Annotated in this window: 12 protein-coding genes; 11 read left to right on the top strand and 1 reads right to left on the bottom strand. The window is 75.0% G+C overall.

What is annotated here, in order from left to right; genetic code table 11:
* The first annotated feature begins 54 nt into the window (after nt 1-54).
* From FXF68_RS12870 to FXF68_RS12920, 10 genes are all read left to right on the top strand, one after another.
* On the top strand, nt 55-1,266 hold the full coding sequence (locus FXF68_RS12870; protein WP_148759128.1) for an LLM class flavin-dependent oxidoreductase: 1,212 nt from the start codon (nt 55-57) through the stop codon (nt 1,264-1,266).
* A complete protein-coding gene (locus FXF68_RS12875; protein WP_148759129.1) occupies nt 1,263-1,775 on the top strand; it encodes a flavin reductase family protein in 513 nt (170 codons plus the stop codon). Before FXF68_RS12870 ends, FXF68_RS12875 begins: the two co-directional genes overlap by 4 nt.
* A gap of 31 nt (nt 1,776-1,806) precedes the next feature.
* Nucleotides 1,807-3,135, top strand: coding sequence for an NtaA/DmoA family FMN-dependent monooxygenase (locus FXF68_RS12880; RefSeq protein ID WP_148759130.1), 1,329 nt, complete (start codon nt 1,807-1,809; stop codon nt 3,133-3,135).
* Nucleotides 3,132-4,343, top strand: coding sequence for an LLM class flavin-dependent oxidoreductase (locus FXF68_RS12885; protein WP_148759131.1), 1,212 nt, complete (start codon nt 3,132-3,134; stop codon nt 4,341-4,343). The genes FXF68_RS12880 and FXF68_RS12885 overlap by 4 nt, the downstream gene beginning before the upstream one ends.
* Nucleotides 4,340-5,467, top strand: a complete 1,128-nt coding sequence (locus tag FXF68_RS12890) for an LLM class flavin-dependent oxidoreductase (protein WP_148759132.1) — start codon at nt 4,340-4,342, stop codon at nt 5,465-5,467. Before FXF68_RS12885 ends, FXF68_RS12890 begins: the two co-directional genes overlap by 4 nt.
* Nucleotides 5,468-5,504: 37 nt before the next feature.
* The gene (locus FXF68_RS12895) at nt 5,505-6,026 is read left to right on the top strand and encodes an NADPH-dependent FMN reductase (protein WP_148759133.1); all 522 of its coding nucleotides are present in this window, start codon (nt 5,505-5,507) and stop codon (nt 6,024-6,026) included.
* A 189-nt stretch (nt 6,027-6,215) separates the two neighbouring features.
* On the top strand, nt 6,216-7,043 hold the full coding sequence (locus FXF68_RS12905) for an ABC transporter permease (RefSeq protein WP_148759134.1): 828 nt from the start codon (nt 6,216-6,218) through the stop codon (nt 7,041-7,043).
* Nucleotides 7,016-7,753: an ABC transporter ATP-binding protein gene (locus tag FXF68_RS12910; RefSeq protein ID WP_148759135.1), complete on the top strand. Its 738-nt coding sequence runs from the start codon at nt 7,016-7,018 to the stop codon at nt 7,751-7,753. The genes FXF68_RS12905 and FXF68_RS12910 overlap by 28 nt, the downstream gene beginning before the upstream one ends.
* Entirely contained in the window at nt 7,750-8,754 is a 1,005-nt protein-coding gene (locus tag FXF68_RS12915) for an ABC transporter substrate-binding protein (RefSeq protein ID WP_246178649.1), read from the top strand. Before FXF68_RS12910 ends, FXF68_RS12915 begins: the two co-directional genes overlap by 4 nt.
* 68 nt (nt 8,755-8,822) lie before the next feature.
* A complete protein-coding gene (locus FXF68_RS12920; RefSeq protein WP_148759136.1) occupies nt 8,823-9,989 on the top strand; it encodes an LLM class flavin-dependent oxidoreductase in 1,167 nt (388 codons plus the stop codon).
* A gap of 86 nt (nt 9,990-10,075) precedes the next feature.
* Here FXF68_RS12920 and FXF68_RS12925 read toward each other — a convergent pair whose 3' ends face one another.
* On the bottom strand, nt 10,076-10,540 hold the full coding sequence (locus FXF68_RS12925) for a hypothetical protein (protein WP_148759137.1): 465 nt from the start codon (nt 10,538-10,540) through the stop codon (nt 10,076-10,078).
* A gap of 136 nt (nt 10,541-10,676) precedes the next feature.
* Here FXF68_RS12925 and FXF68_RS12930 point away from each other — a divergent pair, with 136 nt between their 5' ends.
* Nucleotides 10,677-11,975: a vanadium-dependent haloperoxidase gene (locus tag FXF68_RS12930; protein ID WP_148759138.1), complete on the top strand. Its 1,299-nt coding sequence runs from the start codon at nt 10,677-10,679 to the stop codon at nt 11,973-11,975.
* The last annotated feature ends 12 nt before the right edge of the window (nt 11,976-11,987 follow it).

The following is an 11,987-nucleotide window of genomic DNA, read 5'->3' on the forward strand; positions in this document are numbered from 1 at the left end:
CGCCCGCGCCGGGAGCGGCGCGCGGCGGAGCAGCAGCACGACGGAAGGGACGCCATGACGCTGCGATTCCACTGGTTCCTGCCCACCAACGGGGACGGCCGGACGCTGATCGGCGGCGGCCACGCCGTGCCCCGCGGAGTCGGCCTCCCGGCCGGCCGGCGGGGCGCCGCGGACCGGTTCCGCGCCCCCGACATCGACTACCTCGCCCAGATCGCGCGGACCGCCGAGCAACTCGGCTTCGAGGCCGTGCTGACCCCGACCGGCACCTGGTGCGAGGACGCCTGGCTGGTGACCGCCGCGCTGATCCGCGAGACGCGCCGGTTGAAGTTCCTGGTGGCGTTCCGCCCCGGGCTGATCTCGCCGACGCTCGCCGCGCAGATGGCCGCGACGTACCAGCGGATCTCCGGCGGACGCCTCGCGCTCAACGTCGTCACCGGCGGCGAGAGCACCGAGCAGCGCCGGTTCGGCGACCACCTCGACCACGACGAGCGCTACGCCCGCACCGACGAGTTCCTGTCCGTCGTGCGCGGCGCCTGGGGCGCCGAGCCGTTCGACTTCACCGGCAAGCACTACCAGGTGGAGGGCGCGACGGTGCGGGAGCGGCCGGAGCCCGCCCCGGAGGTGTACTTCGGCGGGTCGTCCGACGCGGCGGGGCCCGTCGCGGCCCGGCACGTGGACGTCTACCTGACCTGGGGCGAGCCGCCCGACCAGGTCGCCGCCAAGATCGCCCGGCTGCGGCGGCTCGCGGCCGCGGAGGGCCGGACGCTGCGCTTCGGCATCCGGCTGCACACGCTCAGCCGCGACACGTCCGCGCAGGCGTGGCGCGAGGCCGGGCGCCTGCTCGACAGCCTCGACGGGGACGCTGTCGGCCAGGCGCAGCAGGCCCTCGCCGCCAGCGAGTCGGTCGGCCAGCGGCGGATGCGCGCGCTGCACGAGCGGTACCGCGCGAACGGGAAGGTCGCCCACGGCACGGACGCCCGCGAGCTGGAGATCTACCCGAACCTGTGGGCGGGCGTCGGGCTGGTGCGCGGCGGCGCGGGGACCGCGCTGGTCGGCAGCCACACCGAGGTCGCCGACCGGATCCAGGAGTACGCGGAGCTGGGCATCGAGGAGTTCATCCTGTCCGGCTACCCGCACCTTGAGGAGGCGTACTGGTTCGGCGAGGGCGTCCTGCCCGAGCTGCGGCGCCGCGGCGAGACCCGGCCCGCCCCCGCACCCGGCGCGGCGTCCGACGCGGCGTCCGATGCGGTGGGGGCCCGGGCGTGAGCGCCACCGGGACCGCGCCCGGCGGGGCGCGGGGCGCGACGCTGACGGAGCCCGACCTGCGCCGCGTCTACGGCACGTACCCGACCGGCGTCGCGGCGGTCGCGGGCCTCGTCGGCGGACGGCCGGTCGGCCTCGCCGCCAGCTCGTTCGTGCCCGTGTCGCTGGACCCGCCGCTCGTGTCGGTCTGTATGGCGCACACGTCCACGACCTGGCCGCTGCTGCGCGACCTCCCGCACATCGGGATCAGCGTGCTCGGCGCCCACCAGGAGGAGACGGGACGGCGGCTCGGCGCGCGCGGCGGCGACCGCTTCGCGGGCATCGCGTGGCGCGCCACCGCGACCGGCTGCGTGCTGATCGAGGACGCGGCCGCCTGGTACGACTGCGCCGTCGAGCAGCAGGTCAGGTCCGGCGACCACGACATCGTGGTGCTGCGCGTCCACGACCTGGACGCCGCCGCCGGGATCCAGCCGCTCGTCTTCCACGCCAGCCGCTTCCACCGACTGCCCTGACGAAGGTCTTCCGACGGAGGGAGTTCTCGCGATGCCCGTAAGGCAGGTCCATCTCGCGGCGCATTTCCCGGGCGTCAACAACACCACGGTCTGGTCGGACCCCGCGTCCGGGAGCCAGATCGACTTCGCCTCGTTCGTCCACTTGGCGCGGACGGCCGAGCGCGGCAAGTTCGACTTCTTCTTCCTGGCCGAGGGGCTGCGGCTGCGGGAGATGAAGGGCCGCATCCACGACCTCGACGTGGCGGGACGCCCCGAGTCGCTGACGGTTCTGTCCGCGCTCGCCGCCGTCACGACGCGCCTCGGGCTGGCCGCGACCGTCAACTCCACCTTCAACGAGCCCTACGAGGTGGCCGGACGGCTCGCGACCCTCGACCACCTCAGCGGAGGACGCGCCGCCTGGAACGTCGTGACCAGCTACGACGCCTTCACCGGCGAGAACTTCCGGCGCGGCGGCTTCCTCGCGGAGGCCGACCGGTACACCCGCGCCGCCGAGTTCCTCCAGACCGCCCGCGAACTGTGGGACTCGTGGTCGGACGACGGCGGAGCGGAGGGGGAGTTCGCCCACCACGGGCACCACTTCGACATCGCCGGGCGGTTCGGCACGCCGCGCGGGCCGCAGGGCCACCCGGTGATCATCCAGGCGGGGGACTCGGCGGAGGGCCGCGAGTTCGCCGCGTCCGACGCCGACGTGATCTTCAGCAGGCACGGCGCCCCGGCCGCCGGACGCGCCTTCTACGACGACGTGAAACGCCGCCTGCCCCGGTACGGGCGGCACCCCGACGAGTTGAAGATCTTCCCCGCCGTGACGTACGTCCTCGGCGACACCGAGGAGGACGCGGCCGAGCGCGCCGCCGACATCCGCCGCGCGCAGGTGGGCCCGGAGACCGCGATCGCCTACCTGGAGGGCGTGTGGGGGCGCGACCTGTCCGCCTACGACCCGGACGGCCCGCTCCCCGACATCGAGCCCGACCTGGACGAGGGCGTCTCGAAGGGGCGGGCGCAGTTCCGCGGCGACCGGGGCGAGACCGTCCGCAGGTGGCGGACGCTCGCCGCCGACCGCGGGCTCAGCATCCGCGAACTGGTCATCGAGGCGACCGGGCGGCAGACGTTCGTCGGCACGCCCCGCTCCGTCGCCGACCGGATCGACGAGTTCGTGCAGACGGGCGTCGCGGACGGGTTCATCTTCGTCCCGCACCTGACCCCCGGCGGGCTGGACGACCTGGTCGACCACGTCGTCCCGCTGCTCCAGGAGAAGGGCGTCTTCCGGTCCGACTACACCGGGACGACGCTGCGCGACCATCTCGGCCTGGGCCCGCCGCGCGGCGCGGTGCGGCGCGCCCACGCCGAGGCCGTGTCATGACCGGCCTGTACGGCGGGACCGGGTTGCACCTTGCCGTGGCGCTGGACGGCGTCGGCTGGCATCCGGCGGCGTGGCGCGCCCCGGACGCTCGTCCGGCCGACCTGTTCACCGCCCGCTACTGGGCCGACCTCGCGAGGGAGGCGGAGCGCGGCCTGCTCGACTTCGTCACGATCGAGGACGCGCTCACCCCGCGACCGGCCGGGCGGTTGCAGGGCGGGCTGGACGCGGTCCTGGTCGCGGCCCGGCTCGCGCCGGTCACCGGGCACATCGGGCTGGTGCCGACCACGGACGTCACGCACACCGAGCCGTTCCACGTCTCGATCGGCGTCGCGTCGCTCGACTTCGCGTCCTACGGGCGCGCGGGCTGGCGTCCGCGCGTCTCGGCCGGAGTCGCGGAGGCCGGGCACTTCGGCCGCCGCCGCGCGTCCGCCGGCGCGCCGCCGGGCCGGATCGCGTCCGACGCCGAACTGAACGCGGAGGCCGCCGACGCGGTCGAGGTCGTCCGGCGGCTCTGGGACAGCTGGGAGGACGGCGCCGAGATCCGCGACGCCTCCACCGGGCGGTTCCTGGACCGTGACAGGCTCCACTACATCGACTTCGAGGGCCCGTACTTCAACGTGCGCGGGCCGTCGATCACGCCGCGCCCGCCGCAGGGGCAGCCGGTCGTCACCGTCCTCGCGGACACCGCGCCCGCCTACGAGCTCGCCGCCCGGAGCGCCGACGTCGTCTACCTCACCCCGGACTCGCGCGCCGGGACCGGGGCCGCCGTGTCCCGCGTCCGCGCCGCCGAGGCGGCGGCCGGACGCGGCGGCGAGCCGCTCCGGGTGTTCGCCGACCTGCTGGTCTTCATCGACGACCGGCCCGGCGCGGCGGCCGTCCGCAAGGCCCGGCTGGACGAGCTGGACGGCGCCGGGCCCGCGTCGTCGGTCGAGGTCTTCACCGGCACCGCCGTCGAACTGGCCGACCTGCTGGAGGAGCGGCGCGACGCGGGCCTCACCGGGTTCCGGCTGCGACCCGGCGTCCTGCCGCACGACCTCACCGGGATCACCCGGCGGCTGGTGCCGGAGCTCCAGCGCCGGGGCGCGTTCCGGACCGCGTACCGGGAGACGACGCTGCGCGCCCGGCTCGGCCTCGCCCGCCCGGAGGGCCGGTACGGCGCGCCCGCCAGTGCACCCGCCGCCGCCGCGACCACCGGAGGGCGATCATGAGCGCCGTCCCGCTGTCCGTCCTCGACCTCGCGCCGATCCCGGCCGGGGGCACGCCGCGCGAGGCGCTGCGCGGCACGCTCGACCTCGCCCGCCGCGCGGAGGAGTTCGGCTACCACCGCTACTGGCTCGCCGAGCACCATTTCGCGCCCGGCGTGGCCAGCTCCGCGCCGCAGGTCCTGATCGGCGCGGTGGCCGCCGCCACCGAGCGGATCCGGGTCGGCTCGGGCGCCGTGCAGACCGGGCACTGGACGCCGCTCTCGATCGTCGAGCAGTTCGGCACCCTCGACGCGCTCCACCCCGGACGCATCGACCTCGGCCTCGGCCGCTCCGGGCAGCGGCGGCGCGCCGAGGCCGCGCGCCGCCCGCCCGACGAGGGCCCGCCTCCCGAGGTACGGGTGGTCGACGGCCTGCTCATCCCGAAGCCGTTCGACTCTTCCCGGCTCGCCGGGTCCGCGACGGTCGCGCTCATGGAGGAGCTGCTCCAGCAGCCCGGCGCCGACCCGCCCGCCTATCCCGACCAGGTCGACGCCATCATCGCCCTCCTGGAGGGCACCTACCGCTCCGCGCACGGGCACCCCGCCCACGTCATACCGGGCGAGGGCGCCGACCTGCGGCTGTGGATCCTCGGCAGCAGCGGCGGCGAGAGCGCGCGGGTCGCGGGGGAGCGCGGCCTGCCGTTCGCGGCGAACTACCACGTCGCCCCGGCCAAGGTGCTGGAGGCGGTCACCGCCTACCGGGAGGCGTTCAAGCCGTCCGCCGAGCTGGACGAGCCGTACGTCATGGTGTCCGCCGACGTCGTCGTGGCGCGGACCGACGAGCACGCCCGCGAGCTGGCGTCCCCGTACGGGGTGTGGGTGCACAGCATCCGCTCGCGGCTCGCCGCCGTGCCGTTCCCGTCCCCGGCGGACGCCGCGTCCCACCGCTGGACGGACGCCGACCGCGCCCTCGTCGCCGACCGCGTCGACACCCAGTTCACCGGCGCGCCCGGCACCGTCGTGGAACGCCTGGAGACGCTCCGCCGCGTCACCGGCGCGGACGAGCTGCTCATCACCACGATCACCCACGACCACGCGGACCGCGTCCGCTCCTACGAGATGCTCGCCGCCGAATGGGCCCTCACGTAAACCGCTCCACTGGATTTCAGACCGAAAGGAAGGGCCGATGGCCACGCGCCTCGTCTCGTTGATCGGCAACCCCCGGCCGGGGTCGCGCACCCGGGCCGCCGCCGTCCAGGCCGCCGAGCTGGTCGGCGGCCGGATCGGACCGGTCGAGCAGGAGATCCTCGACCTGTCGGCGCTGGCGCCCGCGCTCGGCTCGCCGTCCGCGTCGGCGGCGGTGGAGGCGGCGGTGCAGACCGTCCTCGACGCGGACGTGCTCGTCGTCGCGAGCCCGACCTACAAGGGCGCCTACACCGGCCTGCTGAAGACGTTCCTGGACCGGCTGTCGAGCGGGGCGCTCGCCTCGACCGTGGCGCTGCCGCTGATGGTGATGGGCGACGCGCGGCACGCGCTCGCCGTGGAGGTCCACCTGCGTCCGGTGCTGGTGGAGCTGGGCGCGTTCGTCCCCACGCCGGGCGGCGTGCTGCTGGAGAGCCAGTTCGACCAGGCGGACAAGGTCCTGGACGACTGGGCCCGCCGCGTCGCCCCCCAGGTCGAGGCGGCAGTTTCATGTATTTCCTATTGACTTGGTAGGGAATGTCGTTCATCGTGGTTCCCGTGAGTGCCCTGACCACCCTCGTCGCGCGGCTGCACGTGGATCTGCGGCTGCAGGCGAGCGCCCTGTGTCCGCGCTGACGAACGCGCCTCCGGACGCCGCGGCGACCGCCGACCGGCCGTCCTGCCGACCGGTTCTCACGAAGGGACTCGCAGGCCCATGTCCACATCGTCCGTCGATATCGCGCGCCCGGCGTCCCGGGCGCGTCCGCGGCTCCCGGCGCCGCCGCGGCCGCGCCTCGGGCTCCGCGCGGTCAGCCCGCCCGCCCTGCTGATCCTCTGGCAGGTCGCGAGCAGCACGGGCCTCCTGTCCGACCGGCTGCTGCCGGCGCCCGCGACCGTCGCCCGCACCGCCGCCACGCTGACCGCCGACGGGACGCTCGGCGCCGCCGTCGCCGTCTCGCTCCAGCGGGCCGTGCTCGGCTTCGCGCTCGGCGCCGCCGCCGGGCTCGCGCTGGCGCTGGCCGCCGGGCTCAGCCGCGCGGGCGAGGGGCTCCTCGACCCGCCGCTCCAGATGCTGCGGGCGCTGCCGCTGTTCGGGCTGATCCCGCTGTTCATCCTCTGGTTCGGGATCGGGGAGACGCCGAAGGTCATCCTCGTCGCGTTCGGCGTGCTCTTCCCGATCTACCTCAACACCTACTCCGGGATCCGCGGCGTGGACGCCAAGCTCGCCGAGGTCGGGCGCGTCCTCCAACTCGGCCGGATCGCGCTGATCAGGCACATCGTGCTGCCCGGCGCGCTGCCGCAGACGCTGGTCGGGCTCCGGCAGAGCCTCGGCGTCGCCTGGCTCGCGCTGATCGTGGCCGAGCAGATCAACGCGAGCAAGGGCCTCGGCTTCATGATCAACGACGCCCGCGAGTTCCTGCGGGTGGACATCGTCGTCCTCGGGCTGCTCGTGTACGCGGTCCTCGGGCTCGCGACGGACGCGCTCGTCCGGCTGGCGGAGAGGAGGGCCCTGTCATGGCGACGCGGACTGCTCGGGACGTGACCTCCCCGACCGCCGCCCGGGTGAAGGGGCTGACCAAGCGGTTCGGGTCGCGGGTCGTCCTCGACGGGCTCGACCTGGACATCGCGCGCGGCGAGTTCGTCGCCCTGCTCGGCCGCAGCGGCTCGGGCAAGTCCACGCTGCTGCGCGTGCTCGCCGGGCTGGACCGCGACACCTCCGGCGACCTCCGCGTCGACGGCACGGTCGCGGTCGCGTTCCAGGAGCCGAGGCTCGTGCCCTGGAAGCGGGTGCTCGGCAACGTCACGCTCGGGCTGCGCGTCCCGGACCCGGTGGCCGCCGCCGACGCGGCGCTCGCCGAGGTCGAGCTGACCGAGCGGCGGGACGTGTGGCCGCTCACCCTGTCCGGCGGGGAGGCGCAGCGCGTGTCCCTGGCCCGCGCCCTCGTCCGCGACCCGGACCTGCTGCTGCTCGACGAGCCGTTCAGCGCGCTCGACGCGCTGACGCGCATCAACGTCCACCAGCTGGTGCTCGACCTGTGGGAGCGGCACCGTCCCGGCGTGCTGCTGGTGACGCACGACGTGGACGAGGCGCTGCTGCTCGCGGACCGCGTCCTCGTCCTGGACGGCGGCCGCATCGCCCACCAGTCCGAGGTCGATCTGCCCCGGCCGCGCGAGCGCGACCACCCGGAGCTGGTCGAGCTGCGCTCCGTCCTTCTCGCTCGTCTGGGTGTGGCTCTGGAGGGATCCAAGTGAACGGACGGCGGAGCACGGCGCTCGCGTTGGGCGCGTTGGGCGCGCTGGTCGCGGCGGCGATGGGCGGGTGCTCGTCCGGCGACGGGTCGGACGAGAACGGGCAGGTCGTCCTGCGGGTCGGGGACCAGAAGGGCGCCAGCCTCCAGGACATGCTGGCCGCCGCCGGTCAGCTCGACGGCCTCACCTACAAGGTCAAGTGGTCGCTGTTCACGTCCGGGCCGCCGATCCTGGAGGGGATCAACGCCGGGTCGGTCGACTTCGGGGTGGTCGGGAACACGCCGCCGGTGTTCGCGGCGGCGTCCGGGGCGCGGATCGTGCTCGTCGGCGCGACCACGTCCCGGCTGACCGGGCAGGCGATCCTGGTCCCCAAGGACTCGCCGCTGCGCACCCCGGCTGACCTCAAGGGGAAGAAGGTGGCGGTCGCCAAGGGCAGCTCCGCCAACTACCACCTGCTTTCCGTGCTGACGAAGAACGGGTTGAAGTTCGGCGACGTCCAGCCGCAGTACCTCCAGCCCGCCGACGCCCTCACCGCCCTCACCGGCGGACGGGTCGACGCCTGGGCCACCTGGGAGCCGTACACCGCCCAGGCCGAGCTGCAGAACGGCGCCCGGATCCTGGCGGACGGGACCGGCTACACCAACGGCTACGGATTCGAGGTCACGTCCAAGGACACCCTCAAGAACAAGGCCCGGAGCGCCGCGCTCAAGGACTTCCTGTCCCGGTACCAGCGGGCGGTGCAGTGGTCCAGCACGCATCCGGACCAGTGGGCGGCCATCTGGGCGAAGCAGACCCGGCTCCCCGGGCCCGTCGCCCAGCGCGCCGTGCGGCGGCGGCTCACCACGACCATCGCGATCGACGACTCCGTGATCGCCGAGGAGCAGCGGATCGCCGACTCCTTCGCCGCGGTCGGGCTCGTCCCGCACAAGGTCGCGATCGCCGGGTTCTTCGACCGGCGCTTCAACGACCTGGCCGCGACGGCGCGGCCCCAGCAAGGAACGTGACCCTTCACCATCCCCAGGGCGGCGGGACACAGGCCCGCCGCCCTCCGCTCCCGGACGGACGGTCTCCCATGATCCCCCTCTCCGTTCTCGATCTCGCGCCGGTCCCGGCGGGCGGCGGCCCGGCGGACGCGGTGCGCAACACCCTCGACCTGGCCCGCCACGCGGAACGGGCCGGCTACCGCCGGTACTGGATCGCCGAGCACCACCTCGCGCCCGGACTCGCGGCGGCGGCCCCGCCGGTCCTCATCGCGGCGGTCGCGGCGGCCACGTCCCGGATCCGCGTCGGGTCGGGCGCCTTACAGACCAGGCACCGGACGGCGCTGTCGATCGTCGAGCAGTTCGGCACGCTCGACGCCCTCTACCCGGGACGGATCGACCTCGGCCTCGGCCGCTCCGACCGCGACCGCGACCGGGAGCGGGCCACCGTCCGGGCGGCGGGCGGGAGGCGGCGCCCGCCGCGCCGGGCGGTGGAGTTCGTGGACGGGCTCCTCATCCCCGTCGCGTCGGACCCGCCGGGCCTCGCGCGGTCCGCCGCGCTGAAGCTCCAGGAGACGCTGCTCGTGCAGCTCGGCGCGATGCCGGCCGAGTTCGCCGACGTCGTCGCCGCCGTGCTCGCCCTGCTGGACGGCTCCTACGTCCAGGACGGGCAGCGCGTCCGCGCGAACCCGGGCGAGGGCGCCGACCTCGAACCGTGGATCCTCGGCGACGACCACCGGACCGCCAGGATCGCCGGGCGGCACGGCCTGCCGTTCGCGGCGAACTACCACTCCAGCCCGGCGACCGTCCTCCAGGCGGTGGACGCCTACCGGGCCGCGTTCCGCCCGTCGGCCGTGCTGGACGCGCCGTACGTCATCGTGTCCGCCGACGTCGTGACGGCGCCGACCGACGACGAGGCGGAGGTGCTCGCGTCCCCGTACCCGCTGTGGGTGCACCGGATCAGGACGGGGCTCGGCGCCGTCCCGTTCCCGACGGCGGACGACGCCGCCGCCCACCAGTGGAAGCCGGACGAGCTGGACCTCGTCGCCGACCGGGTCGAGACCCAGTTCTTCGGCTCGCCCCGCACCGTCGCCGCCGGGCTGGACGTCCTCCAGCGCGTCACCGGCGCGGACGAGCTGCTCATCACCACGGTGACGCACGGCCACGCGGACCGCGTCCGCTCCTACGAGCTGCTCGCCGCCGAATGGCGGGAGGCGGCGGCCGCGTCCGAGGCCCGGCTGCGCCGCCGCACCGCCTAGTCGCCCGTAGACCCCCGGAGGCCCTGCGCAGCCCCGGAGGACGGAGGGGCGTCCGGCGGCTCGGGAGCCGCCGGACGCCCGTCCGGTCAGCCGCAGCGCGGAGGCGGCGGGTCGAGCCTGACGGAACCGTCGATGGTCTCGATCACGTTGCCGGACGCGTCCCTGCGCTCGGCGTGCGCGGCCATCACGTTCGGCAGCCCCCGCGGCACCGGGTTCGGGTGGACCTCCCGGATCCCGGTCGCGATGGAGACGTCGTCGTTGTTGCGGAAGAACTCCGTGCCGTTGTCGGTGAACACCACCGTCCAGTGCTGCCCGGCGACGCCGGTGTCGATCTCGAACTCCTCCCCGGCGACGAGCCGGTTCGGCGGCGTGCCGTCGTCGTCGTACTGCGACTTGAGCTTCCACGGCGTGCCCGCCGTGCCGGTCCCCGAGGTCTTGACCGGAGGGCCGCACGGGCGCTCCTTCGCCTGGGCGGCGCCTCCCGCGGCGACGGCCGTGGACAGCGCGAGCGCCCCCGCGACCAGCAGCCCGGCCCCTGCGCGAATTCGCATCGTCGTTCTCCTCCCCCTGAGCGGTGGTTCGTCTCGGTGAATGGATAGCCGCCGGGGTTACACGGCTTGGGAGTCCGGGCTCGTGTAACCCGCCTGCCTACTTCTTCTCGACCGTTGTCGACGAAGGGACGGGGAGATGAGGAGAACGCTGGCCGTCACGGGCCTCGCGTTGGGGACCGTGGTCGCGGTGGCCGCGACGTCCGGGGCCCAGGCAGTCGGGGCGCAGCCGGACGGGATCCAGGGCAGCGGCCGCGCGCGTGCCGCGCAGGGCCGGGAGGTGGTGATCGACTGGAACCGGGCCCTGCTGGAGATCGTCCGGACGCCCGGCGCGCAGCCCGCGACCGTCCATCCGACGCGGAGCTTCGCGATCCTGCACACGGCGATCGCGGGCGGCGTCGCGGCGACCGGGCGCGGCGCGTCGGGCTCGGGGGCGGGCTCGGGGGCGGGCTCGGCTTCGGGGGAGGCCGCGGCGGCGCAGGCCGGGCACGACAGCCTGGCCGCCCTCTACCCGGCGCGCCGCCCCGACCTGGACCGCAGGCTCGCCGACGAGCTGGCCGGCATCCCGGACGGCCCGGCGAAGGCCGCCGGGATCCGCGCCGGGCAGCGCGCCGCCGCGGCCGTCCTCGCCGACCGCGCGCACGACGGGTCGGACGCGACGCCGCCGCCGTACACGCCGACCGGCCAACCCGGCGACTACCGGCCGACGCCGCCGTCGTTCCCCGCCCCGGTGTTCACGCACTGGGCGGCCGTGCGGCCGTTCGCGCTCGGCCGCGCCGACCGGTTCCGGCCCGTCCCGCCCCCGGCGCTGACCACCCGCGCCTACGCCAGGGGGATCAACGAGGTGCAGTCGCTGGGCCAGGACACCAGCACCACCCGGACGCCCGACCAGACCACGCAGGCCCGCTTCTGGGCCGCGCCGATCTGGAACTACTGGAACGAGATCGCGCAGAACGCGGCCCGCCGCCACGGGATCGGCCTCGCCGCCACCGCCGCGCTGTTCGCCGCGCTCGACCGGACGTTCGCCGACTCGGTCATCGCGTTCTACGACGGCAAGTACCACTTCCGGGTGTGGCGTCCGATCACGGCGATCCGCGAGGCCGACACCGACGGCAACCCGGACACGCACGCCGACCCGGGCTGGAACCCGCTCGCGACGACGCCCGCCGACCCGTCCTATCCGGGCGCGCACAGCGTCGTCGCCGAGGCCGGGGCGATCGTGCTGGGGTCCTTCTTCGGGCCGGACGACACGTTCACCGTCGGCTCGGAGTCGCTGCCGGGGGTCACCCGGTCGTTCACGTCCTACCAGGACGCGGCGGACGAGGCCGGGATCAGCCGCGTCTACGCGGGCGTCCACACCCGTTCCGACCACGTCGCCGGTGCGCTGCTCGGCGTCCGGGTCGCCCGGTTCGACCTGGCCCACGGCGCGACCCGCTGAGGGCCGGAGTGA

Origin of the sequence: Actinomadura decatromicini (assembly GCF_008121305.1) — a bacterium.
In the GTDB taxonomy this organism is placed as follows: domain Bacteria; phylum Actinomycetota; class Actinomycetes; order Streptosporangiales; family Streptosporangiaceae; genus Spirillospora; species Spirillospora syzygii.